The organism is Streptomyces sp. NPDC007905 (genome assembly GCF_042959345.1).
Taxonomy (GTDB): Bacteria; Actinomycetota; Actinomycetes; order Streptomycetales; family Streptomycetaceae; genus Streptomyces.
Genome location: NZ_JBIBKS010000009.1, coordinates 111,170 through 134,122 on the forward strand (window position 1 = coordinate 111,170; position 22,953 = coordinate 134,122).

General features: G+C 72.0%; 22 protein-coding genes. 10 read left to right on the forward strand and 12 right to left on the reverse strand.

From position 1 onward, the window contains the following. Position 1 precedes the first annotated feature (1 nt). Positions 2-289 carry a YiaA/YiaB family inner membrane protein gene (locus ACFZDC_RS17760; protein ID WP_391324738.1) on the forward strand — a complete coding sequence of 96 codons (288 nt, stop codon included), beginning with the start codon at positions 2-4 and terminating at the stop codon, positions 287-289. 83 nt (positions 290-372) lie between these two features. After that, positions 373-996 (forward strand): TetR family transcriptional regulator, encoded by a 624-nt coding sequence (locus ACFZDC_RS17765; protein ID WP_391324740.1) that lies wholly within the window; start codon positions 373-375, stop codon positions 994-996. A 36-nt stretch (positions 997-1,032) separates the two neighbouring features. Here the strand turns inward: ACFZDC_RS17765 and ACFZDC_RS17770 are convergent, their stop codons facing one another. After that, positions 1,033-1,494 carry a MaoC/PaaZ C-terminal domain-containing protein gene (locus ACFZDC_RS17770; protein ID WP_391324742.1) on the reverse strand — a complete coding sequence of 154 codons (462 nt, stop codon included), beginning with the start codon at positions 1,492-1,494 and terminating at the stop codon, positions 1,033-1,035. A 103-nt stretch (positions 1,495-1,597) separates the two neighbouring features. Between ACFZDC_RS17770 and soxR the strand changes: the two genes are divergently transcribed. Further along, positions 1,598-2,056 carry a redox-sensitive transcriptional activator SoxR gene (soxR, locus tag ACFZDC_RS17775; RefSeq protein ID WP_391324744.1) on the forward strand — a complete coding sequence of 153 codons (459 nt, stop codon included), beginning with the start codon at positions 1,598-1,600 and terminating at the stop codon, positions 2,054-2,056. Between the two features lie 46 nt (positions 2,057-2,102). On the opposite strand, the gene ACFZDC_RS17780 is transcribed toward soxR, so the two are convergent. Then, on the reverse strand, positions 2,103-3,209 hold the full coding sequence (locus ACFZDC_RS17780) for an RNA ligase (ATP) (protein WP_391324746.1): 1,107 nt from the start codon (positions 3,207-3,209) through the stop codon (positions 2,103-2,105). Positions 3,210-3,358: 149 nt separating this feature from the next. Between ACFZDC_RS17780 and ACFZDC_RS17785 the strand changes: the two genes are divergently transcribed. After that, positions 3,359-4,093 (forward strand): hypothetical protein, encoded by a 735-nt coding sequence (locus ACFZDC_RS17785; RefSeq protein WP_391324747.1) that lies wholly within the window; start codon positions 3,359-3,361, stop codon positions 4,091-4,093. On the opposite strand, the gene ACFZDC_RS17790 is transcribed toward ACFZDC_RS17785, so the two are convergent. Further along, positions 4,039-4,767 (reverse strand): 3-keto-5-aminohexanoate cleavage protein, encoded by a 729-nt coding sequence (locus ACFZDC_RS17790; protein ID WP_391324748.1) that lies wholly within the window; start codon positions 4,765-4,767, stop codon positions 4,039-4,041. The two genes, ACFZDC_RS17785 and ACFZDC_RS17790, sit on opposite strands and share 55 nt — an antisense overlap. A gap of 98 nt (positions 4,768-4,865) precedes the next feature. Beyond that, on the reverse strand, positions 4,866-5,468 hold the full coding sequence (locus ACFZDC_RS17795) for a hypothetical protein (protein WP_391324749.1): 603 nt from the start codon (positions 5,466-5,468) through the stop codon (positions 4,866-4,868). Positions 5,469-5,724: 256 nt separating this feature from the next. Here ACFZDC_RS17795 and ACFZDC_RS17800 point away from each other — a divergent pair, with 256 nt between their 5' ends. Further along, complete coding sequence (locus tag ACFZDC_RS17800) at positions 5,725-8,511, forward strand: penicillin acylase family protein (protein WP_391324750.1); 2,787 nt, start codon at positions 5,725-5,727, stop codon at positions 8,509-8,511. An 18-nt stretch (positions 8,512-8,529) separates the two neighbouring features. Here ACFZDC_RS17800 and ACFZDC_RS17805 read toward each other — a convergent pair whose 3' ends face one another. Together ACFZDC_RS17805 and ACFZDC_RS17810 are read right to left on the reverse strand one after the other, a co-directional pair. Beyond that, entirely contained in the window at positions 8,530-9,831 is a 1,302-nt protein-coding gene (locus ACFZDC_RS17805; protein ID WP_391324751.1) for a serine-threonine protein kinase, read from the reverse strand. Positions 9,832-9,913: 82 nt separating this feature from the next. Further along, positions 9,914-11,143: an exo-beta-N-acetylmuramidase NamZ domain-containing protein gene (locus ACFZDC_RS17810; RefSeq protein WP_391325101.1), complete on the reverse strand. Its 1,230-nt coding sequence runs from the start codon at positions 11,141-11,143 to the stop codon at positions 9,914-9,916. Between the two features lie 182 nt (positions 11,144-11,325). Here ACFZDC_RS17810 and ACFZDC_RS17815 point away from each other — a divergent pair, with 182 nt between their 5' ends. Genes ACFZDC_RS17815 through ACFZDC_RS17825 form a run of 3 tightly spaced genes read left to right on the forward strand, consistent with a single transcriptional unit; the run spans position 11,326 to position 14,395 of the window. Then, a complete protein-coding gene (locus tag ACFZDC_RS17815) occupies positions 11,326-12,099 on the forward strand; it encodes an SDR family NAD(P)-dependent oxidoreductase (RefSeq protein WP_391324754.1) in 774 nt (257 codons plus the stop codon). Next, the gene (locus ACFZDC_RS17820; protein ID WP_391324755.1) at positions 12,096-13,775 is read left to right on the forward strand and encodes an AMP-binding protein; all 1,680 of its coding nucleotides are present in this window, start codon (positions 12,096-12,098) and stop codon (positions 13,773-13,775) included. Before ACFZDC_RS17815 ends, ACFZDC_RS17820 begins: the two co-directional genes overlap by 4 nt. Positions 13,776-13,801: 26 nt before the next feature. After that, on the forward strand, positions 13,802-14,395 hold the full coding sequence (locus tag ACFZDC_RS17825) for a TetR family transcriptional regulator (protein ID WP_391324757.1): 594 nt from the start codon (positions 13,802-13,804) through the stop codon (positions 14,393-14,395). 16 nt (positions 14,396-14,411) lie between these two features. Here the strand turns inward: ACFZDC_RS17825 and ACFZDC_RS17830 are convergent, their stop codons facing one another. From ACFZDC_RS17830 to ACFZDC_RS17855, 6 genes are all read right to left on the reverse strand, one after another. Continuing rightward, on the reverse strand, positions 14,412-14,618 hold the full coding sequence (locus ACFZDC_RS17830; protein WP_391324758.1) for a hypothetical protein: 207 nt from the start codon (positions 14,616-14,618) through the stop codon (positions 14,412-14,414). Between the two features lie 11 nt (positions 14,619-14,629). After that, positions 14,630-15,991: a diaminopimelate decarboxylase gene (locus tag ACFZDC_RS17835; protein WP_391324760.1), complete on the reverse strand. Its 1,362-nt coding sequence runs from the start codon at positions 15,989-15,991 to the stop codon at positions 14,630-14,632. Positions 15,992-16,225: 234 nt separating this feature from the next. Continuing rightward, a complete protein-coding gene (locus ACFZDC_RS17840; RefSeq protein ID WP_391324762.1) occupies positions 16,226-17,911 on the reverse strand; it encodes a helix-turn-helix domain-containing protein in 1,686 nt (561 codons plus the stop codon). Positions 17,912-18,166: 255 nt separating this feature from the next. After that, positions 18,167-19,390 (reverse strand): acyl-CoA dehydrogenase family protein, encoded by a 1,224-nt coding sequence (locus ACFZDC_RS17845; protein WP_391324764.1) that lies wholly within the window; start codon positions 19,388-19,390, stop codon positions 18,167-18,169. A 6-nt stretch (positions 19,391-19,396) separates the two neighbouring features. Next, on the reverse strand, positions 19,397-20,419 hold the full coding sequence (locus tag ACFZDC_RS17850; protein ID WP_391324765.1) for a phosphotransferase: 1,023 nt from the start codon (positions 20,417-20,419) through the stop codon (positions 19,397-19,399). Between the two features lie 169 nt (positions 20,420-20,588). Further along, the gene (locus ACFZDC_RS17855; protein ID WP_391324767.1) at positions 20,589-20,888 is read right to left on the reverse strand and encodes a hypothetical protein; all 300 of its coding nucleotides are present in this window, start codon (positions 20,886-20,888) and stop codon (positions 20,589-20,591) included. A 112-nt stretch (positions 20,889-21,000) separates the two neighbouring features. Here ACFZDC_RS17855 and ACFZDC_RS17860 point away from each other — a divergent pair, with 112 nt between their 5' ends. After that, a complete protein-coding gene (locus ACFZDC_RS17860; protein ID WP_391324769.1) occupies positions 21,001-21,969 on the forward strand; it encodes a zinc-binding dehydrogenase in 969 nt (322 codons plus the stop codon). A gap of 354 nt (positions 21,970-22,323) precedes the next feature. Further along, a complete protein-coding gene (locus ACFZDC_RS17865) occupies positions 22,324-22,617 on the forward strand; it encodes a hypothetical protein (RefSeq protein ID WP_391324771.1) in 294 nt (97 codons plus the stop codon). Positions 22,618-22,953: the final 336 nt, after the last annotated feature.

Sequence of the window (22,953 nt, forward strand, 5' to 3'; positions counted from 1 at the left end):
CATGAGTGACACATCGGTCAAACAGCAGAGCACGGCCGCCTTCTACGGCCAGGCCGTCGCGTCCTTCGCGGTCGCCATGGCGGCCACCGCCATCGGCATCTTCCGGCTGAACGCCGACGCCTGGGTCCGGGCCTTCCTGGCCATCGCCGTCCTCTACCTCGTCACCTCCGCATTCACGCTCGCCAAGGTGGTCCGGGACCGCCAGGAGGCCGGACAGATCGTCAGCCGCGTCGACCAGGCCCGGCTGGAGAAGCTGCTCGCCGAGCACGACCCCTTCGAGAAGCTGTGAAGAGCGCCGAGCGGCCACGCTAAGCGCCCGCTCACCGTGGGCGGTATGGTGGTGCTCCTGTCACCGAGAGGGGCGAGCGAGCGATGAGTACGGTGGAGGAGACGGCCGGCGGCGAGGTCGAGCCGTGGGAAGAGGTCACCCCTGACGCGGCCCGGCGGCTGCTCGTCGCCGCCGTGGAGGCCTTCGCCGAGCGCGGCTACCACGCGACGACGACCCGCGACATCGCGGGCCGCGCCGGCATGAGCCCGGCCGCGCTCTACATCCACTACAAGACCAAGGAAGAGCTGCTCCACCGGATCAGCCGGATCGGCCACGACAAGGCCCTGGGCATCCTGCGTACGGCGGCCCGGCGCGAGGGCACCGCCACGGAGCGGCTCGCCGACGCCGTCAGCTCCTTCGTCCGCTGGCACGCCGGGCGGCGCACCACCGCGCGGGTCGTCCAGTACGAACTCGACGCGCTCGGCCCCGAGGCCCGCGCCGAGATCGTCGCGCTGCGCCGGCAGGTGGACGCCGAGGTGCGCGGGATCATCGAGGACGGCGTGGCCTCGGGCGAGTTCCAGGTGCTGGATGTGCAGGGCACCACGCTGGCCGTGCTGTCGCTGTGCATCGACGTGGCCCGCTGGTTCACGGTGGACGGGCCGCGCACTCCCGAGCAGGTCGGCGCGCTCTACGCCGACCTCGTGCTGCGGATGGTGGGCGCCGCGTAGGGCGCCCCACCTCGGCTCAGCGGTGGTACCCCGGGCTCAGAGGTAGTACCGGGCCACCGACTCCGCGACGCACACCGGCTTGTCGCCGCCCTCGCGCTCCACGGTGAAGGCGACGGTCACCTGCACGCCGCCCGGGACGTCCTCGACGCCGCTGATCGTCCCGGTGGCGCGCAGCCGGGAGCCGACGGGCACGGGTGCGGGGAAACGAACCTTGTTCGTCCCGTAGTTGACGCCCATCTTCACGCCCTCGACCTTGATCAGCTGCGGTCCGAAGAGCGGAATCAGCGACAGGGTCAGATAGCCGTGGGCGATGGTGGTCCCGAACGGCCCCGCGGCGGCCTTCTCCGGATCCACGTGGATCCACTGGTGGTCCCCGGTGGCCTCGGCGAACAGGTCGATCCGCTTCTGGTCGACCTCCAGCCAGTCCGTGTGGCCCAGTTGCTCGCCCACGGCGGCCCTCAGCTCGTCGGGGGAGGTGAAGGTCCTCGGTTCTGCCATGTTCCCGGCCTCTCGCTCGCATGTCTAAGCAACTGCTTAGCATGCTCGGGTCCGGGGCCCCTGTCAACGGACCGGGACCGACCGGGTCGGTAGTGTCTGAGGAGTGCCCCAGATTCCCGAGAAGATCCACGAGCTGACCGTCGGCCAGTTGTCCGCACGCAGCGGCGCGGCCGTCTCCGCCCTGCACTTCTACGAGTCCAAGGGCCTGATCAGCAGTCGCCGCACCGCCGGCAACCAGCGCCGCTACACCCGTGACACGCTGCGCCGCGTGGCCTTCGTCCGCGCGGCCCAACGGGTCGGCATCCCCCTCGCCACGATCCGCGGGGCCCTCGCCGAACTCCCCGAGGAACGCACGCCGACCCGCGAGGACTGGGCGCGTCTTTCGCAGGTGTGGCGCTCGGAACTGGAGGAACGCATCAAGCAGCTCAACCGTCTCCGGGACCACCTCACGGACTGCATCGGATGCGGGTGCCTGTCCCTGGACACGTGTGTGCTGTCCAACCCGGACGACGTCTTCGGGGAGCGGCAGGCCGGATCGAGGCTGATGGCGGAGCGGAGGTAGGGGCTGCCTCCGTCCGCCCTCCGGGTGAGTCCGCGGGCGCCTCGGCCTACTCGAACTCGGTCCCGCCCTTCCGCGTCAGGTACGCGGGACTCACCGCCTTGGCGATCGCCCGCCCCCCGGTCACCGGGCTGTACCGCTCCACCGCAGGCCGTATCACCACGCCCTCCCGCAGATGCAGCCCCCGCCCGGACACGGTCTCCCGTCCGCTCGCGAACTCCAGCACCCTTCCGATGTCGTACGGCCCGGAGTACAGCCGGGGCACCAAGGGCAGCTCCCCCTCCAGCACCTCGGCCGGGTCCAGCCAGCGCAGCGCCCCGTCGATCTCCGCGGACACGTCGAACACCGCGTAGCCCAGCGTCTCCCGCCGCCCGTCGGCCCCGTACGCCAGGTCCTGCACCCCGGCGCCGTACACCTCCCCGAAGACGCCGATCCGGCGTGCCCCGAGCCGCTCGGCCAGCCGGGCCGCCGACTCGGCGACCCCGTGCCCGCGCACCGCCCGCCAGTACAGGTTCCGCGGATCCTCCCGCAGCGCCAGGGACTTCGCCCCGAAGCCCTTGGAGGACACGAACACCCTCCCCCGAGCTCGCGCCCCCGCTCCAGCAGGGGAGACCCCCATCTCTCCGGCCACATAGGTCAGCAGGCACGCCGAACCGTGCAGCTTCTCCGTCAGGACGACCGGCTCACCCGGAGCGAAGATGTCCGGGTAGCGCTGGATGTTCTCGATGTCGACCCAGGGCAGGAGGTCCGGCGCCGACTCCACCTCCCCGTTCATCGTCGGCGGGATCGGCGGCACCCACTTGGTGATGCCCAGCCGCTCGGCGAAGTCGGTCCCGTCGGCCGCGGCCCGCGCCAGATCGACGTCGGCCAGCGCCTTCGGCCGGCACACGATGCCCTGCGACAGCTCACCCCGCAGCCGCACCGCCTTGACCCGGTTGGCGTCGCCGCCCGCCAGCCGCCCGGTCAGCCCCAGCTCCTCGATCAGCCCGGACGGAAGCACGGACTGCTCGGGGATGTAGACGGCGGCTTCGCCGGTGCGGTACGCACCCTTGGCGACGACGGCCCGGTACAGGCCCACCTGGGCCAGCTCGAGCGCGTCGGCGTTCGGGTGTTCGTGGACGGTCAGCACTTCGGCGGTGACGCGCAGCGTCGACATGGGGGATTCCTCGGTTCCTCAGCTCGGTTTCATCGCCTCCCACTGTCCGGACGCGAAACGGGTGGAGCGAACGGATTTGAGGCTGCTAACGTCACGATCTTCGGTCGGCGGCGACGCCGGGCCCGGAGTACCGAACGGGATCAACTTCCATGCCCACACCGGACCTTGCCGCCGCCCTCGCGGACATCGACACCGTCTTCAACGGGTTCGCCAGTCCCACCGAGACCGGCTGCGAGCGCTGCCTCGCACCCGAGGAGACGGCCTGTCTGCGCACGCCGTACACCCGCCTCCCGCCCGACCTGCTGCGCCGCTTCGTCCACAAGGTGCCCGACCACTTCGAGGACCACGCCGCCGTGATGCGTCGCCTGCTGCCCCAGTGCGCCCGGGCGATGGCCGACGGCAGCCCGGACGGCGTCGGCTGGGAGCCGCACGGCCTGAGCCGGGTGGACTGGCCCTCCTGGCCCACGGAGCAGGCCACGGCCGTCGAGGCGTTCGTGCTCGCCTGGTGGCAGGACGTGCTCACCACGCCCGAGCCGCCGTACCCCGTCCAGGACGTGTTCGAGACGTGCGGCTCGATCCTGCGCGCGATGGCCCCGCTGCTCGACCGCTGGGAGGCGCATCCCGTCGCCGACACCCATCTCGCCGGCTGTGCGGACTCGTGGCTGTACGACCTGGTCACCGACCACTGGCCGTTCACCTGGTGGATCCGGGACGACGAGGCCTCGGGCGTCGCGGAGCTGCAGTCCTGGCTCGCCCGGCACGCGTCCTACCGGTTGCGCGCCCAGGGCGAGGAGGACCTGGCGATCCGTGCCCGGCTCGTCGGCCTGCCCTACGAGGAGCGCTGGAACGACCCGTACTGGAGCAGACCCTCCGTCACCAACTGAGCGCTGTCCGCGGCCCGTTCACCGTCCGGCAACAACAGCGTGTCCTCCAGGCCGATCCGGGTGGCGAGGCCAAGGCGCCCGGCCAGTCTCAGCACCGGCCAGGTGCCGCCCTCCTCCCCGTGCAGCAGGACCGGGCGGCCGTGTGCCCCGCCGAGGCCGGTCAGCAGGGCGTGCGCCGAGGCCTCGGCGGTCGCCGGGTCCGGGTCGGTGACCTCCGCGAGGACCCGCAGGACCCTCGGCCCGAGCGGCGAGGCGGCGAACCGGGCGGCTCCGTCGGTGCCGGACCAGACGCCCGCCTCGACCCCGATGCCCATGGCCAGGAGTTGCCCGGCGACCTCCTCGGCGCCCGGCTCATGCCAGTTGACGGAGGCGAAGTCGGGCAGCACCGACCAGCCGCGCACCCGGTCCAGCCGTGCGGCCGGGTCGGGCTCGGCCCAGGCGCCGGTGGTCACCCCGACCGGCACCGTGACCCGCTCCCGGATCGCCTCGAGCGTGGGTGCGAGGACCCGGGGGGACAGACTGTCGTGGCCGCACGGCGTCTTCGGGTGGACATGGACCTCCGTGGCCCCGGCCGTGACGGCCTCCGCCGCGGCCCGCGCCAACTCCCGCGGGGACAGCGGCACCACTGCTCCGTCGGCGGCCGAGCGGCGGCCGTTGAGACAGACCTGCACCATGTCTCGATGGTGCCAGTCACCACTGACAGTGCCCCCGGCAGGACCTCGCAGGGGGTGCGGCATCCCCGGCGCACCCCCCGGTTCCACCCCCTTGTCGATCAGGCCGACATGAGCAGCCGTCCATGCCTGGCGTACGCCAGCGCCTGGGGCGTGAGCACGGGCCGGGGCACCAGGATCCCGCAGTCCGTGCAGACCGGACCGGACGAGGGCTCGTGGTCCAGGCCGTACTTCCACACGAGGTGCTCACCGCCGCACACCGGGCAGGCCGAGCCCGGTTCGCGGTTGAGTGCGGCGATCAGCCGGCGCAGCACCTCGGCCAGGGGCTCGTCCGGGTGGACGCGCGGGTCGTCGCACCAGGCGACCCCGAAACCGCCCCAGGTCAGCCGGTGCCAGTCGTCCACGCTGCCCGGCCGGCGCAGCCCGTCGTGCTTCTCCTTCTTGCGGCGCTCGGCGAACTCGCCCTCATAGCCGAGCCACACCGCCCGCGCCTCCTCCAGCTCCTCCAGTGCGGCCACGAGCCGCACCGGATCGGGGGACCGGTCCTCCGGACCGAAACCGGCCCGGGAGCACAGATGGTCCCAGGTCGCACGGTGCCCGTAAGGAGCGAACCGCTCCAGGCACTTGCGCAGTGAGTAGCGCCGCAGCGCCAGATCGCACCGCGGATCTCGCACCTGTCTCGCGAGACTTCGGAATCCGGCCATTGCCCTGCACCTCCGTCACACCTGCGTCCGCACTTCGGTCACTTCGGCGTCGCCGTACGGGTTCCGCGCGACGTCGCCGAGTAGACGTGTCGACACGGAATTCGGCTCCATCCGATTTCCGATGCCCTCCCATAAGGCGCCCCGGGTTGACCGCTTGGCATCGGCCCCAACGACTCCAATAGTTGACGCACGTTCATCTTCCATCCCGGGGATACCGGCGGTAACGTCCGGCCCACCCCCGTCGGGAGGAGCTGCCATGCCACGGCGCACCCCACGCAACGTGTTGTTCGACAAACGGAGAACTCCCCGCACGCTCACCGGGTTCCTGAAGACGGCATCCGTATGCGTCCTCATCGCAGGTCTTCTCTCCCCGCTCACCCGGGCGGCGGCCGAGGGCGCCACGGCTTCGAACGACTACTGCGGCGGCCAGTGCTCGGACATCCTGCCGCCCGGCGAGAACGGCAACGCGACGCTCGCCCAGATCCTGCTCAACCAGGCCTTCGGCACCCAGCCCTCGCACGCCGAGGACCAGCTCGGCCCCTACGCCAACCTGGCGACCGGCTACTCGGGACTCACCGACGCCAAGATCAACACGTTCTTCAACGACGCCTCCTTCGGCGTCCCTTCCGACCAGGTCGCCTCCACCGAGAAGCCCGCCGGCCGCGGCGACGTGACGATCGTCCGCGACAAGAAGGCCGGTGTGCCGCACATCACGGGCACCACCCGGTACGGCACCGAGTTCGGCGCCGGGTACGCGGCCGCCGAGGACCGGCTGTGGCTGATGGACGTCTTCCGGCACGTGGGCCGCGGACAGCTGACCTCCTTCGCGGGCGGCGCGACCGCCAACCAGGGCCTTGAGCAGGAGTTCTACCGCAACGCGCCGTACACCGAGGCCGACCTGCAGGCCCAGATCGACAACGCCGTCGCCCGCAACGGCGCCCGCGGCCGGCAGGCCCTCGCCGACGCCAACGCCTACCTGGACGGCGTCAACGCCTACATCGACGCCTCCGACAGCGGCCGTTACTTCCCCGGCGAGTACGTCCTGACCGGACACAAGGACTCGATCACCAACGCCGGCACCATAGACCACTTCAAGATCACCGACATGGTGGCGCTGGCCTCCGTCATCGGCTCCCTGTTCGGCTCCGGCGGCGGTGGCGAGGTCAACAACGCCCTCTCGCTGATCGCCGCCCAGTCCAAGTACGGCGTGGCACAGGGCACCGGGGTCTGGGAGTCCTTCCGCGAGCGCAACGACCCCGAGGCCGACCTCACGGTGCACAACGGCGAGAGCTTCCCCTACGCCACCGAGCCCGGCGACCCCAAGGGCGAGGCGCTGCCCGACGCCGGCTCGGTGACCCAGGAGCCGCTCGTCCACGACCGCACCGGCAGCGCGGCCACCGCCGACGCCAGGAGCGCCTCGACCACCGCCGCGAACGCCACCCTCAGCTCCGCCAGGCGCGGCATGTCCAACGCCCTCGTGGTCAGCGGCACGTACACGGCGAGCGGCCACCCGATCGCCGTCTTCGGGCCGCAGACCGGCTACTTCGCCCCGCAGCTGCTCATGCTCCAGGAGATCCAGGGCCCGGGGATCAGCGCGCGCGGCGCCTCCTTCGCGGGCCTGAGCATGTACGTCGAACTGGGCCGCGGCCAGGACTACTCCTGGAGCGCGACCACGTCGGGCCAGGACATCATCGACACCTACGCCGTCGAGCTGTGCCAGGACGACTACCACTACCTGTACCACGGCACCTGTACGGCCATGGACAAGATCGAGCAGAAGAACGCCTGGTCGCCGACCGTGGCCGACGGCACGGCGGCGGGCTCGTACACGATGCGGGTGTGGCGCACGAAGTACGGACCGGTGGAGTACCGCGCCACCATCGGCGGCAAGAAGGTCGCCTACACCACCCTGCGCTCCTCCTACCTGCACGAGGCCGACTCGATCATCGGCTTCCAGATGCTGAACGACCCCGACTGCGTGAAGGGCCCGAAGGACTTCCAGAGCGCGGCCCAGCACATCAACTACACCTTCAACTGGTTCTACGCCGACTCCCAGCACACCGCGTACTACAACAGCGGTGACAACCCGGCCCGGGCGAGCGGCGTCGACGCCGAGTTCCCGGTCTGGGCGCAGCCTGCGTACGAGTGGCGCGACTGGGACCCGGTCACCAACACGGCCGACTACACGCCGGCCTCCGCGCACCCCAACTCCGTCGATCAGGACTACTACGTCTCCTGGAACAACAAGCAGGCCAAGGACTACACGACCGCGTCCTGGGGCGACGGGTCCGTGCACCGCGGCAACCTGCTCGACGACCGGGTGAAGAAGCTGGTCGCGGCCGGCGGGGTGACCCGCACGAAGCTGGTGCAGGCCATGGCGGACGCGGCCCTCACCGATCTGCGCGCCGAGGACGTGCTGCCGAAGCTGCTGAAGGTGATCGACTCCTCCCCGGTGACCGACTCCACGGCCGCCGCCGCGGTGAGCAGGCTCCAGGCGTGGGTGACGGCGGGCGCCAAGCGCACGGAGACCTCGGCGGGTTCGAAGACGTACGCAGGCGCCGACGCGATACGCATCCTGGACGCCTGGTGGCCGCTGCTGGTGAAGGCGGAGTTCGAACCGGGCCTCGGCAGCGACCTGTACACCGCGCTCACCGGCAACCTGCCCGTGGACGAGGCCCCGTCCGCCGGTCACGGCCCGACCGGCTCGCACGCCGGAAGCTCCTTCCAGTACGGCTGGTGGAGCTATGTCGACAAGGACATCCGGGCGGTGCTCGGTGAGTCCGTGCAGGGCGGCCTCGCGCAGAAGTACTGCGGCGGGGGCAGCCTCGGCTCCTGCCGGGACGTCCTGGTCAGCACCCTGAAGCAGGCGGTCGGCCTGACCGCCGCCCAGGTCTATCCGGGCGACGACCAGTGCTCGGCCGGCGACCAGTGGTGCGCCGACTCGATCGTCCAGCGCACCCTGGGCGGCATCAAGCACGGCAGGATCAGCTGGCAGAACCGGCCGACCTTCCAGCAGGTCGTGGAGTACACCTCGCACCGGTGAGGTGACGCCGGCGGCGGGTCAGGTGATACGGCCCGCCGCCAGCACCACCCGCGCCAGCTCCGGATGCACGATGTCGCTGTGCGCCCCGGCCGGCGGGCCCCCGCGGTGGACGACCGCGGCCGCGTCGACGTTCACGCAGCCCGATGCGGGCAAGGGCCCGCGCAGGGCCGCGGCGAGGTCGAGGCCGACGGTGCCCGGCACCGCCTTGACCCCGTCGTGGCCCATGGCTCCCCACCGCGCGCCCAGCATCCTCCCGAGGTCGGACCCGGCGACCGACCGGTCGTCGTCCGACATCCGGGAGGCCATCGGGTAGAAGGTGCCGAGCGCCGCGTCGAAGTGCGAGTAGCAGCACACCAGGGGCCCGTCGATCCGCTTCTGCCGGTCCTTGAGCGCGCCCGCCGTGTCCGCGTCGTGCGGCAGCCGGGCGGCGAACGCATAGTGGGAGAAGGCCCCTTGGAGCAGGGTCACCGACTTCACTGTGCGCACTGTGTCGGGCAGCCCACGCAGCGCGAACGCCACCAGCCGCCCGCCGAAACTGTGCCCGACCAGATGCACCCGCACCTGAGCGGCCGCACCCGCCAGCTGACCGATGACGGGCCCGAGTCCATGCTCGCCCACGGTTCCCGCCCGCCGTTTCATTGTGTAGTACGCCGCCTGCCGCAGCAGTTCCTTGGCGCCGTCCCAGGGGTTCGGCAGGGCGAACTCCTCCCCGGCTTCCGGTGCGCCGAGCCCGGTCAGGACCCGGGCGAACTCCTCGCAGGCGGCGTTCGTGTCCCCGCGAAACACCACGGGCTCACCCTCCTGCGACGTGTCACTGACGGCGAGCGGCCCGGGGGCGTCGACCAGCAGCCGTACCAGCCGCCCGAACTCCGCCAGCTTCTCGTCCTCTCGGGGCTGTTCGTCCAGCATCCGGGCCAGCTGGTCGAGCACGGTGGCCCGGCCCGGGAAGGCCTCGAGCAGGGCGCGCCGGGTGCCCTTGTCCAGCGCCGGGCCGGGTACCGCCTCCGCCGCCACCGCCGCCACGGACCTGGGGAAGTCAGGGATCGGCTCGTCGCAGAACCGCATCGACGGCCAGATCACGCCCACGTACCCGATCCGCGCCTTCGGGGCGAGCTTCGGGATCGGGTCGAAGAAGCCGCGGTACAGCGCGGTGGCGCCCGAACGGTCGTTGTTCCAGCCGTGTGCGAAGACGATCAGGTCACGGACGCCCTGGTCCGTGACCTGCGTCAGCAGCCGGTCGCGTTCGGGGCCGTCCACGTCCCCGTCCGCGTCGAAGGTCAGCTCCCAGTAGGGAGTCACGCTCATCCCCGGATCCGCCATGCCAGGCTCCCTCGTCCCCCCGAAACGATGCGATGTGGGCGTATCGTCCTGCGGTGGGGCAGAGTTGGCCATACCGTGCGGGTCACTTGTAGAGCAGATATTCCTCCCGGACCGTCCGGAACGCCGCCAGCTCCTCCTGCCAGGCGCCGACCACCTCCTCCGGGCCGGCCCCGGCGTCGATCATCGTCCGCACCCGGGTGGAGCCGGTGAGCTTGTCGATCCAGTTGTCCGGGCGCCAGGCGAAGCCGTCCCAGACCTTCCTGGCGGTCACCAGCAGCGCGACCCCGGTGCGCACGGGGTCGTAGGCCGCCCGGTCGTGCACATGGATCTGCACGCCCCCGACGGTCTTGCCCTGGAACTTGGAGAAGGTGGGGGCGAAGTACGCCTCCCGGAACCGCGCACCGGGCAGCCCGAGTTCGTTGACGGCGGCGGCCCACCGCCCGTCGATGCCATCGGCGCCGAGGAGTTCGAAGGGCCGTGTCGTGCCCCGCCCCTCGGAGAGGTTGGTCCCCTCGAACATGCAGGTGCCCGGGTACACCAGCGCGGTGTCCGGAGTCGGCATGTTCGGGCTCGGCGGCACCCAGGGCAGGCCGGAGGCGTCGTAGAACCGCGTGCGCTTCCAGCCCGTCATCACTACGGTCTCCAGCGGGACGGCCACGGCCAGGAACTCCTCGTTGAACAGCCGGGCCAGCTCGGCGACCGTCATGCCGTGCGCCTGCGCGATCGGCTGCCGGCCCACGAACGTGGCGAACTCCTTGTGGAGTACGGGCCCTTGGGCCGAGCGGCCGGTGATCGGGTTCGGCCGGTCGAGTACGACGAACCGCTTGCCCGCGAGCTGGGCCGCCTCCATGCAGTCGTACAGCGTCCAGATGTACGTGTAGAAGCGTGCCCCCACGTCCTGGATGTCGAAGACGACCGTGTCGACGCCGGAGGCGGTGAAGACGTCGGCCAGCGGCCCGCCGCTCTTCAGGTAGGTGTCGTAGACCGGCAGGCCGGTGGCCGGGTCGTCGTAGCGGCCCTCGGAGCCGCCGGCCTGGGCGGTGCCGCGGAAGCCGTGTTCGGGGCCGAAGACTGCCGTCAGCGTGACGCGGGCGTCGGCGTGCATGACGTCGACGATGTGGCGGGCGTCTCGTGTGATGCCGGTGGGGTTGGTGACCATGCCGACCTTCTGGCCGGACAGAAGGCGGTATCCGTCGGCTGCGAGGCTTTCGAAGCCCGTGCGGAGGCGGTGGTCGGCTGCGACCGCGGGTGTTGCCGCGAGTGAGGCCGTGGCTGTGGCCGTGGCGAGTAGGGCTCTTCTGGACAGGCGCATGTGAGTGACCTCCACGGTGAGCGCTCCCGCGGGCAGTGTGGCAGCCTGCGGACCGGATGGGGCTTGTCGTGCAGTTCCCCGCGCCCCTGGCGGGACGGCCCTTCCCTAGTCACATACCGACTGGTTAGTCTGGCGGCGCCAGAGCCGACGCGCGCCGCGCGAAGTCGTGTCGAAGGAGACCGATGGTGGAAGCCGTGCAGGATGCGGGAGTGGTCGTCACCGGAGCGGGCGGTGGGATCGGGGCCGCGCTGGCCCGCAGGTTCGCCGCCGAGGGCGCCCGGGTGGTCGTCAACGACCTGGACGCCGGCAAGGCGAAGGCGGTCGCCGAGGAGATCGGCGGGATCGCCGTGCCGGGCGATGCCTCCGCGATCGTCGGCGACGCCCGTGACGCGCTCGGCGGCACCGTGGACGTCTACTGCGCCAACGCGGGCGTCGCCTTCGAGGACGCGGCTGCCGGCGAGCCGCTCGACGAGCGGTCCTGGGCGCTGTCCTGGGACGTCAACGTGATGGCCCACGTCCGCGCGGCCCATGCGCTGCTGCCCGACTGGCTGGAGCGCGGTCGCGGCCGGTTCGTCTCCACCGTCTCGGCCGCCGGGCTCCTCACCATGATCGGAGCCCCCTCCTACAGCGTCACCAAGCACGGCGCGCTGGCCTTCGCCGAGTGGCTGTCGCTCACCTACCGCCACCGGGGGGTGAAGGTGCACGCCATCTGTCCCCAGGGCGTCCGCACCGACATGCTGGCCGCCACCGGCAGCGCGGGCGACCTGGTGCTGCGGCCGACCGCGATCGACCCGGAGGCCGTCGCCGACGCCCTGTTCCGGGGCATCGAGGAGGACCGCTTCCTGATCCTGCCGCACCCCGAGGTCGCCGAGTACTACCAGGCGCGGGCCGCCGCCCCCGACCGCTGGCTGGCCGGCATGAACCACATCCAGCAGAAGTGGGAGGCCGGCCGGTGAGCGACTCCCCGTACGCGGCCCGGCCCTGGCTGGCCCTCCTCAACGACGCCCAGCGCGCCCCGGTCCACCCCGCCGACTCCCTCGTGCACGCCCTGCGCGGCGCGGTGGCCGAGGCACCCGACCGCACCTTCCTCGCCTACTTCGACGCCCGGCTCAGCTACCGCGAGGTGGACGAGCTGAGCGACGCGGTGGCCGCCCACCTCGCCGAGCGCGGTCTGGAGCGGGGCGACCGGGTCGCCGTCCTGCTGCAGAACTCCCCGCACTTCGTCCTGGCCCTCCTCGGCGCCTGGAAGGCGGGCGCGACCGTCGTACCCGTCAATCCCATGTACAAGTCGGGCGAGGTCGCCCATGTCCTGCGGGACGGCGAGGTGGCCGCGCTGATCTGCTCCGACCGGGCCTGGGAGTCGTACCTGCGGGACACCGCCGCCGATTCGCCGGTGCGGATCGTGCTCACCGGGTGCGAGCTGGACTTCCAGACGCGCGGCGACACGCGCGTGCTCACCTTCGAGCGGCTGCCGAAGGCTCCCGACGCCGACGACCTCCTGGCCGTCGCCCGGCAGGGCGGCCGGGCACCCGAGGGCCGCGAGCCGCGCCCCGAGGACATCGCCCTGATCAGCTACACCTCCGGCACCAGCGGCACCCCGAAGGGCGCCACGAACACGCACGGCAACATCATGCACAACGCCGAGCGTCAGCGGACGGGGCTCGCACTGCCCGAGGCGCCCGTCTACTACGCGCTCGCCCCCCTGTTCCACATCACCGGGATGGTGTGCCAGTTCGGCGCCTGCGTGGCCAGCGCGGGCACCCTGGTGCTCACCTACCGCTTCGAGCCCGGTGTCGTCCTGGAGGCGTTCGCCGAGCACCGTCCGCACTACACGGTCGGCCCGTCCACCGCCTACATGGCGCTGGCCGCCCACCCGGACGTCACCCGCGAGCACTTCACCTCCTTCGTGAACATCTCCTCGGGCGGCGCCCCCGTGCCGCCGGCCCTGGTGGAGAGGTTCCGCGAGCGCTTCGGGCCGTACATCCGCGTCGGCTACGGCCTCACCGAGTGCACCGCCCCCTGCGCCTCCGTCCCGCCCGGCCTGGAGGCGCCCGTCGACCCCGTGTCCGGAACGCTGTCGGTCGGCCTGCCCGGCGCCGACACGCTCGTGCGCATCGTGGACGACCGGGGCGAAGAGGTCCTCCTCGGCGAACAGGGCGAGATCGTCGTACGGGGCCCCCAGGTGGTGCCCGGCTACTGGCGGCGCCCCGAGGCCACCGCCGAGACCTTCCCGGACGGCGAGCTGCGCACCGGCGACATCGGGTTCATGGACGCACAGGGCTGGCTCTACGTCGTGGACCGCAAGAAGGACATGATCAACGCGTCCGGCTTCAAGGTGTGGCCGCGCGAGGTCGAGGACGTCCTCTACACCCATCCGGCGGTGCGCGAGGCGGCCGTGGTCGGCGTCCCCGACGGCTACCGCGGGGAGACCGTCAGGGCCTACATCAGCCTCCGCCCGGGCGCCGCGGCGGACCCGGACGAACTCGCGGTGTACTGCAAGGAGAGACTGGCCGCGTACAAGTACCCGCGCCAGGTGGAGATCCTGCCCGACCTGCCCAAGACGGCAAGTGGGAAGATCCTCCGGCGGGAGCTGCGCTCCCGCGCCCAGGACAGCGGCGCCGACAGTCAGTAGACACGACGGAAAGGCAGGTGGCGGCAGTGCCCAGGACGACGGACGGAGACGGGACGCCCGTCCCGCAGCGGCTGCTCGACGCCGCCACCCGCCTCTTCGCCGAGCAGGGCTACGACCGCACCTCGGTGCAGGAGATCGTGGAGGCGGCCGGCGTCACCAAAGGGGCGCTGTACCACTACTTCGGCTCCAAGGACGACCTTCTGCACGAGGTGTACGCGCGCGTGCTGCGCGTCCAGCAGGAGCGGCTCGACGCGTTCGCGGACGCGGACGAGCCGATCGAGAAACGGCTCAGGGCAGCGGCCGCTGACGTCGTGGTCACGACGATCGACAACCTCGACGACGCGATGATCTTCTTCCGCTCCATGCACCATCTCAGCCCGGAGAAGAACAAGCAGGTGCGCGCCGAGCGCCGGCGCTACCACGAGCGCTTCCGCGCGCTCGTCGAGGAGGGCCAGCGCGAGGGCGTCTTCTCCACGGCCACCCCCGCCGACCTGGTCGTGGACTACCACTTCGGCTCGGTCCACCACCTGTCGACCTGGTACCGCCCCGGAGGCCCCCTCACCCCCCAGCAGGTCGCCGACCACCTGGCCGACCTGCTGCTGCGGGCACTGCGGCCGTAGGACGGACGGGCGCCGTTCAGCCGATGATCTCCTTGAAGAACAGCACGGCCGAGGCCGCGGCGCCGCCTCCCACGCTCACCGCGACCGGCCACGCATTGCCGGCCAGGGCCGCCAGGACGGTGGCGCCGACGCCGGCCAGCGCGGCGAGCAGGAACACGATGGCGGCGCGCTGAGTGAGCAGCGGGCCGTCCCGGTCGGGCCGCCCACGGTCGGGCTGGGACACCGTCGGACTCCTCACCTGGCGCCGTGGACGGCAGCGCCCACCGGTTCCGGGGGCAGTGTGCTCACGCCGTCCTGGTCCGACAGCCGCCACGGGTCCTGGGCGGGGCGGATGAGCGTGAAGTCGACCCGGCCGTCCGCAAGGACGCGGACGCCGTGCACCGCCGGTGCGGGCAGGCTGTTGTAGTGGAACGGCGTCGAGAAGTAGTAGGCGCCGGTGTCCGGGACGACGACCAGGTCGCCGGGCCGGAGCGACGGCAGCGCGCGGTCGCGGGCCAGCAGGTCGCCGGCGAAGCAGGCGGGCCCCGCGACGTCCTGGCGTACGAGCCGCCCCCGCTTGGCCGTGCCGCACCCCTCGTGCGCCTCGATCCGCAGCGGCCAGGCCTCGGGGCTGAACACGGTCCTGGTGGCGACCTGGACGCCCGCGTGGGTGACGGCGATCGGCCGGCCCCCGGCGCTCTTGGTGTACTCGACGTAAGCGGCCAGGAAGCCGTTCTTGGCGAGGAGCGAACGGCCGAACTCGGTGACGACCCGGTACCTGCCCTCGAAGAGCTTCGGGGCGTGGACCCGCAGCTGCTCGACGTACGTCGCGAACGTGGGCGTCACCTCGTCGTCGGCGAAGTTGACCGGGAGCCCGCCGCCGATGTCGATGCCCGTGACCCGGCCCGGCCCGAAAGCCGCCTCCACCCGGTCGGCGAACTCCACCGCCTGTGCCACCCCGCGAGCCATGAGGTCGAGGGGGCAGCCCTGGGATCCGGTGTGCGTGTGCACCCAGGTCAGCCACGGATACTGGCCGAACGCCCGCACCAGCCGCTCCCGGGTGCCCGGGTCGGTCAGCGGGACGCCGAACTTCGAGGTGCTCGTGGCCGTGCTCATCGCGGCGATGGCGCCGCCGCCGACCTGGCAGTTGAGGCGCACCCCGATCCGCGACGTCGAGGCGCGGTGCGCGAGCAGGCCCTCGATCCGCTCCAGTTCCTGGAAGTTGTCCGCGTTGACGGCCACTCCGAGGGCCAGGGCCCGCTCCAGCTCGGCCCGGGTCTTGGCGGGAGCGTCGAAGACGATCCGCTCGGCGGGGAAGCCGGCCGCCAGCGCCCGGGCCAGCTCGCCCGCGGTCGCGACCTCGCAGCCCATGCCGAGCCGCTCCAGCCCGGCCAGCACGGGCACGAGGCAGTTGGCCTTCGCGGCGAACGTGTGCAGCACGCCGGGCAGTTCCGGCGGGCCGGGGAAGGCGTCGTGCAGGGTCCCGACCGTGGCCGCGACCCCGTCGAGATCGACGAAGGCGGCCAGCAGGGCCCCCTCCGGGTCCAGCAGTCCCTGCCGTACGGCCTCCTGCAGGATGCGTTCACGCCGCGCGGCGGCGGGGGTCACAGCGGTCATGGTGAGCCTTCCGATGTCGGGATCGCGGGGCCCGGGGGAGCGGTCCCCGGGCGCAGTCCCAGGCTCGTCGTCGGGCCCGTCGGCCGTCTTCGTCCGTTCGGCCAAGGCGCCTCTCCCGTGCCGGGCGCCGGACCGCTGCACCGCGCCCCGCGGCCCGGACCGTTGTGCGCGCCCACGAGGACGGCGCCCCTCCTTGGTGCGGGCGGACGAAGGACGGACCGGTCGGCACGGGCGTCACGGGCGTTCCGGCGGTGGCGTTCTCCGGCCCGAGCCGGGTTCTTCCAGCCGTAGTTGCAGCTGGGCCAGCAGGCGGGCGTCCGGGCTGTCGAGGTCGAGCCCCGACACCTTGGCGATCCGGCCCAGCCGGTAGCGCAGGGTGTTGGGATGGAGCGAGAGGCGGCGTGCGGCGGCGGACACGTCACCGAAGTGGTCGAGGTAGGCCCGCAACGTCTCCACGAGACTTCCGCCCTGCTCGGCGTCGCACGCGGCCAGCCGCTCCACCGACGTTCCCGGCGGCAGCCGCACCTCGCGCAGCGCCTCGACCACCTGCAGGATGCCGATGGTGTCCGCCACGTCCTCGACCCGTGCCACGGTACGGGCACCCCCCGGGCAACTGAGAGCCCGCAGAGCCAGCTCGGCGTCACGGCGCGACTCGGCCGCCGCGGCCAGCGCCGGGACCACCTCGCCCAGTCCGACTCCCACCTGCCTGGCGGTCGCGCCGGACAGCTGCGCGGCCAGCGACTTCCCGAGGTTCGTCACCTGCTCACGGGCCTTGTGCACGTCCCGGTCCAGCGCGCCCACCAGGACCAGGGCCCTGCCGCCCGCCGGCACGACCACCAGCCGGTGGCCGAGCACGGCGCAGTGCAGGCTGAGCAGGGCGTACATCCTCGACGGGTCCTCGGTCGGCGCCTGCTCGGGGGATCCGGTGCCGACGCCCACCGCCAGCACCGCGCAGGGCTCCTGCGCCGACAGCGACATGCGCTCGGCCAGCAGTACGGCTGACCCACGCCCCTCCAGCAGTGCACGTGCCGCGTCCTCCACCAGGCGGCTTTCGCCGCCGCGCGTGCGGTGGTGGAGCAGGTGGGCGGCGGCCGCCCGGGACGCGGTGCGCAGGGACTCCGCCGCGTGCGGAGCCAGGGGCCGGCCGGCGACCGCGGCCACCCAGACGGACCCGAGCACCTCGCCGCCCGCGCGGACGGCACACACCAGGCGCTCGGGGTTGTCCCCCTGGGCGGGCCGGTGCAGCACGTCGTCCGTCGTCCACAGGGCGCGGAAGAGCCCCGCCTCCCGCATGGCGGCCACCCGCCGGGGCGGAACGCGCCGCCCCAGGATGGTCAGCCGGCGCATCTCGTCCACGTCCTCCTCGGTCGACGAGTGCGCGAGGACCCGGGACTCCGTGTCCTCGATGGTGACCGAGCCGCCGACCAGGGCGGCCACCGCGTCGGCCAGTCCGTCGAGATCCCCCAGGGCCGGGCCGGGAACCGCGGGCACCGGCGGCATTCCCGCCGAGGCCAGCCCGGCCCGCAGCACGCCCACCAACTGGTCCCACAGACACCAGGCGGTGCGGAACAGCACCGCCGCACCCGCCTCTTCGGCGACCGACCGCAGCGCACCGGCGGCCCGGTCGGGGCGGTCGGGGCCGAACACCACTCCGGTGGCTCCCGCTGCCCCGGCCCGGCGCACGACGTCCAGCGCCTGGGCCGATCCGGCGTCCACGCCGACGGCGAGCAACAGCACCCCCGGCCTGATCTCGGGGTCCAACGGGTCCAGTACGCCGACGCCGCTGACGGGCACCTCCAGTCCGGCCGGTGCCGTGTCCAGTTCCAGGACTCCCGAGCCCACGACGGACAACAGCCGCTCCAGGGTCACCCGGGACTCCGTGGCCCTGCTCCACTCCGGGTGGTCCCGCAGGTCCGTCACGCTTCCCCCCACTCGCCGCTCCGCCGGCCCGGCGGCCGGTCCCGGCAGAGGTACGACACCACAGTCCGGCCGCGCACTCAACGGTGCACCGGAACACGGAAGAAGCACCGGGCGCCGCCGGCACGGGAGGGCGGAGCGGCCCGTGCGGTGCGGAAGCGGTCCGCCCGGGCCGGGCGCGGGGGAGCCGGTGCGGCACGGCAGCGGGACCCGAGCCGGGTGCTCGGGTCCCGTTGCCGTGCCGCACCGGCCGTGCGATCACAGGTACTTCTTCAACTCCCGCCGCGCCAGCGACCGCTGGTGCACCTCGTCCGGTCCGTCGGCGATCATCAGGGTGCGTGCCGCCGCGTACAGCTCGGCCAGCGGGAAGTCCTGGCTCACCCCGCCCGCGCCGTGCAGCTGGATCGCGCGGTCGATGATGTCGACCACCGCGCGAGGCGTGGCGATCTTGATGGCCTGGATCTCCGTGTGGGCGCCCCGGTTGCCGACGGTGTCCATCAGCCAGGCCGTCTTCAGCACCAGCAGCCGCAGCTGCTCCACCGTCACCCGGGCGTCGGCGATCCAGTTGTGGACCACACCCTGCTGGGCGAGCGCCTTTCCGAAGGCCGTGCGGGACACCGCGCGCCTGCACATCAGCTCGATCGCCCGCTCGGCCATGCCGATCAGCCGCATGCAGTGGTGGATGCGGCCGGGGCCGAGCCGGGCCTGGGCGATCGCGAAACCGCCGCCCTCCTCGCCGATCAGGTTCGCCACCGGCACGCGCGCGTGGTCGAAGATCACCTCGGCGTGGCCGCCGTGGTAGTGGTCCTCGTAACCGAAGACCTGCATCGCACGGCTGACGGTGACGCCCGGGGTGTCGCGCGGGACGAGGATCATCGACTGCTGACGGCGGATGTCCGCCCCGTCCGGGTCGGTCTTGCCCATCACGATGAAGATCTTGCAGTCGGGGTTCATCGCCCCGGAGATGTACCACTTGCGGCCGGTGACGACGTACTCGTCCGTGCCGTCGGAGGCCCGTTCGATGTGCGTGGTGATGTTGGTGGCGTCCGAGGAGGCGACATCCGGTTCGGTCATCGCGAACGCCGAACGGATCTCGCCGGCGAGCAGCGGCTCCAGCCACTGCTTCTTCTGCTGCTCGTTGCCGAACTGCGCGAGCACCTCCATGTTGCCGGTGTCCGGGGCCGCGCAGTTGAGGGCCGTGGGCGCGAGCTGCGGGGAGCGGCCGGTGATCTCGGCGAGCGGCGCGTACTGGAGGTTCGTCAGCCCGGCGCCGTACGCGGCGTCCGGCAGGAAGAGGTTCCACAGGCCCTTTCTGCGTGCCTCGGCCTTCAGGTCCTCGACCACGGCCGGGGTGTCCCACGGGGAGTCCAGCGCGGCCCGCTGTTCCTCGGCGACCGCCTCGGCCGGGTACACGTGCTCGTCCATGAAGGCGAGGAGCTTGGCGCGCAGTTCTTCGGTGCGCGCGTCGAACGCGAAGTCCATGTCCGGTCAGCCTTCTTGAAGAGTGGTCAGTCCGTGGTCGATGAACACGGGCACGAGGTCACCGATGCGGTCGAAGCCCTGCCCGACCGTCTGGCCGAGCGTGTAGCGGTAGTGGATGCCCTCCAGGATCACGGCGAGCTTGAACCAGGCGAAGGCCGTGTACCAGGAGACGGCCGAGACATCACGCCCCGAGCGCGCGGCGTACCGCTCGATCAGCTCCTGCGGGGACGGGTGTCCCGGCGCCTCGGCGGTGGTGGAGACGGGCGAGTCGGGCGTGCCCAGCGGCCGGCTGTACATCACCAGCAGGCCCAGGTCGGTGAGCGGGTCGCCGAGCGTGGACATCTCCCAGTCGAGGATCGCCTTGATCGTGTCGTCGTCACCGATCAGGACGTTGTCCAGCCGGTAGTCGCCGTGCACGACGGCCGGGGCGGGGGAGGCGGGCAGCGCACGCCCGAGGGCCGCGTGCAGTTCGTCGATGCCGGACAGCTCGCGGTTGCGGGACGCGTCCAGCTGCTTGCCCCAGCGGCGCAGCTGCCGGTCCAGGAAGCCCTCCGGGCGGCCGAAGTCCTCCAGGCCCACGTCGGCGGGGTCCACCGCGTGCAGCTCGACCAGCGTGTCCACCAGCGACAGCACCGCGTTCCGGGTGCGCTCCTCGCCGAGCCGGGCGAGCTGCTGGGCGGTGCGGTACGGGGTGCCGTCCACGAACTCCATGACATAGAACGGCGCCCCGAGCACCTCATCGTCCTCGCACAGCAGCACCGGGCGGGGGACCGGCACGTCCGTCGGGTGCAGCGCGCTGATCACCCGGTGCTCGCGCTTCATGTCGTGCGCGGTGGCCAGCACATGGCCGAGCGGCGGTCTCCGGACGACCCACTTCGAGGTGCCGTCGGAGAGCGCGTAGGTGAGGTTCGACCGTCCGCCCTCGATCAGCCGGCCGGTCAGCGGGCCGTTCACCAGACCGGGCCGCTCACGGTCGAGCAGCCCGCGCAGCCGGTCGAGATCGAGTCCGGGCGGGTGGTCGGCGCTCATACATCACTCCTACGAACGGGTGAACAGGATCGCGACTCATGATGCCGACCGGTCGGTATGCCGTCCAGTGCAAGGGGCCAACCTGGCGGGAAACGTGACCGGAGCCACCATAGGCCGACGGCTCCCCGGCGCACTGTCCCGGGGAGCCGTCGGATCCTGCCGCGGTGGGTCAGTGGTCGTCCCAGTGGTCCCCGTGCTCGGCGTGCCGGTGTCCGTCGTGCAGGTAGTCGACGTGGTCGCCGTGCCGTACGCGCGCGTGCCCGCACTCCTCGTGGTGCACGTGCTCGTGCCCGTCGTGCGCGGCGTGCCCGGCCGGCTCGCACTCGTCCCAGTGGTCGCCGTGCTCGCGGTGCAGGTGTCCGTCGTGCGCGTAGTCGACGTGGTCGCCGTGCGGCACGGCGGCGTGCCCGCAGCCCGGACCGTGGCTGTGCGCGCAGTGCTCGGTGTGTTCCTGGTGAAGGGTGGTCATGGTGCTCACCTTCGGGGTACGGGGTGTTGACGACGGACAGGCTGTCACGCGAAGCGCACATATCGGGGCATCCCGGTTGCGTGGCGCACGACTACCCCGGAGGGTCGAGGGCATGAAAGGCATCAACTACAGCCGCTACGGCGGACCCGAGGTGCTGGAGTACGGCGACCTGCGCGACCCGAAGGTGGGCCCCGACCAGGTGCTGGTCAAGGTGCGCGCGGCGGCGGTCAACCCGGTCGACTGGAAGTGCCGCGAGGGCTACCTCGACGGCGTCCTGGACGCCGTCTTCCCGGTGGTCCCCGGCTGGGACGTGAGCGGGGTGGTGGTGCAGCCCGGTGCCGCGGTGACGGAGTTCTCCGTCGGCGACGAGGTGATCGGGTACGTCCGCGAGGACTTCCTGTCCCGGGGCACCTTCGCGGAGTACGTCGCCGCGCCCGTGCGCACGCTCGCCCGCAAGCCCCGCAACCGGTCCTTCGAGGAGGCCGCGGGCCTGCCTCTGGCGGGCCTCACCGCCTATCAGGTGCTCGTCAAGCTGCTGGAGGTCAAGCGCGGCGAGACGGTGCTGGTGCACGCGGCGGCGGGCGGGGTCGGCTCGCTGGCCGTCCAGATCGGCGCCCACCTCGGTGCCCGGGTGATCGGCACGGCGAGCGAGCACAACCACGACTTCGTCCGCAGCCTCGGCGGCCAGCCGGTGGCCTACGGCGAGGGACTGGCCGATCGCGTGCGCGGGCTCGCTCCCGAGGGCGTGGACGCGGCCTTCGACACCATCGGCGGCGACACCCTGAAGACCTCCGCCAACCTGCTCGCCCCCGAGGGCCGGCTGGTGTCCATCGCCGACCCGGACGTGGTGAGCTACGGCGGCCGCTACCACTTCGTGCGCCCCGACGCCGAGGACCTGACGAAGCTGGCCGGGCTGGCGGAACAGGGCGCCGTGTCCGTGCACGTCCAGGAGACGTTCCCGCTGGAGCGGACGGCCGACGCGCACCGGCTGAGCCAGGAGGGGCGCACCCGCGGGAAGATCGTGGTGACGGTGGACTGGGACACCGAGGAGGCCGAGGAAGCAGAGGAGGACGCCTTCTAGACCACGAGGGCGTCCCGATTGGTGCATGTGGGCGTCGTGCCTGGTGCATGTGGGCGTCCGCTTGGTCCGCGTGGGCGTCCCGCCCGGTCCGCGTGGGCGTCCGCTGGTGCTGTGACCGGGCACGTTTGCCGGGTTGATCAGGCTGAGCGGCTGTGATGCGGGAGGGTGGGGGTGACGCGGAGGCTGTTGGCCGATGAGGCGAAGGTGAGGCACGAGCCACGTTTTACGCCGTTCGATTTCGGTGTGTCGTGGGTGATGGGTTTCTTTCATCAGGACTGGATCCACGACGGGGACACGGCTGGGGACGCGGACGGTCGTCGGCGTGTGTGACGCGCGGCTGTCGGAGAAGCGGGGGTGCGCCCGCTCACGGGGGTGGACACCGAGGACGGCATGGCCTGCCTCGACATGGTCGTCGCCGAAATCGAGGGCGCACAGTTCCTGGAGGCCGAGGTGCGTGCGGTGCTCACCGACTGCGCGCGCCGCTGCACCCCGGACGTGGCGTTCCGGGTGTTGCTGAGAGCGATCAGATGTGCCCCCGATGCCTCGCTGTCCTCCGAGCAGTACACGAGACTGCAGGCCATCGGGTCGGCTCTCCGGTACGGCGAATTCCTCGTGGACTTCGTCAGGTACCTGGTCGAAGAGCATTAGCGGCTGGGCCGGCGTTCCTTCCAGGACCACATGGGAGAGGAACGCCGTCCGGCCTCGAGGAAGCCCGCTCCGTGCCGCAGAGGCAAGCCCACGTCCCCCACCACCCCGTTCAAACTCCGGTTACCGCTGGACTGTGATCTCACCGGTCTCCTCGACGCCCAGGAGCGCCCACTGGTCCAGGCACGGAGGCGTCTACCCGGGAAGGGCCGTCACACCTGGGTCGAAGCGGCCCTTCCCCCTACGGTGAGCAGGATGCGGGTCGGCGTTCCCGGGCGTACAGGCGGATGCCGCCTCGCTCGAGGTGATAGCGGAGCCCGGCTACACCTGAGACGAGGT

Coding starts and splice junctions, on each gene's coding strand:
- ACFZDC_RS17760 (WP_391324738.1), top strand. CDS start 2: ATGAGTGACACATCGGTCAAACAGCAGAGCACGGCCGCCTTCTACGGC.
- ACFZDC_RS17765 (WP_391324740.1), top strand. CDS start 373: ATGAGTACGGTGGAGGAGACGGCCGGCGGCGAGGTCGAGCCGTGGGAA.
- ACFZDC_RS17770 (WP_391324742.1), bottom strand. CDS start 1,494: ATGGCAGAACCGAGGACCTTCACCTCCCCCGACGAGCTGAGGGCCGCC.
- ACFZDC_RS17780 (WP_391324746.1), bottom strand. CDS start 3,209: ATGTCGACGCTGCGCGTCACCGCCGAAGTGCTGACCGTCCACGAACAC.
- ACFZDC_RS17785 (WP_391324747.1), top strand. CDS start 3,359: ATGCCCACACCGGACCTTGCCGCCGCCCTCGCGGACATCGACACCGTC.
- ACFZDC_RS17790 (WP_391324748.1), bottom strand. CDS start 4,767: ATGGTGCAGGTCTGTCTCAACGGCCGCCGCTCGGCCGCCGACGGAGCA.
- ACFZDC_RS17795 (WP_391324749.1), bottom strand. CDS start 5,468: ATGGCCGGATTCCGAAGTCTCGCGAGACAGGTGCGAGATCCGCGGTGC.
- ACFZDC_RS17800 (WP_391324750.1), top strand. CDS start 5,725: ATGCCACGGCGCACCCCACGCAACGTGTTGTTCGACAAACGGAGAACT.
- ACFZDC_RS17805 (WP_391324751.1), bottom strand. CDS start 9,831: ATGGCGGATCCGGGGATGAGCGTGACTCCCTACTGGGAGCTGACCTTC.
- ACFZDC_RS17810 (WP_391325101.1), bottom strand. CDS start 11,143: ATGCGCCTGTCCAGAAGAGCCCTACTCGCCACGGCCACAGCCACGGCC.
- ACFZDC_RS17815 (WP_391324754.1), top strand. CDS start 11,326: ATGGTGGAAGCCGTGCAGGATGCGGGAGTGGTCGTCACCGGAGCGGGC.
- ACFZDC_RS17835 (WP_391324760.1), bottom strand. CDS start 15,991: ATGACCGCTGTGACCCCCGCCGCCGCGCGGCGTGAACGCATCCTGCAG.
- ACFZDC_RS17845 (WP_391324764.1), bottom strand. CDS start 19,390: ATGGACTTCGCGTTCGACGCGCGCACCGAAGAACTGCGCGCCAAGCTC.
- ACFZDC_RS17850 (WP_391324765.1), bottom strand. CDS start 20,419: ATGAGCGCCGACCACCCGCCCGGACTCGATCTCGACCGGCTGCGCGGG.
- ACFZDC_RS17855 (WP_391324767.1), bottom strand. CDS start 20,888: ATGACCACCCTTCACCAGGAACACACCGAGCACTGCGCGCACAGCCAC.
- ACFZDC_RS17860 (WP_391324769.1), top strand. CDS start 21,001: ATGAAAGGCATCAACTACAGCCGCTACGGCGGACCCGAGGTGCTGGAG.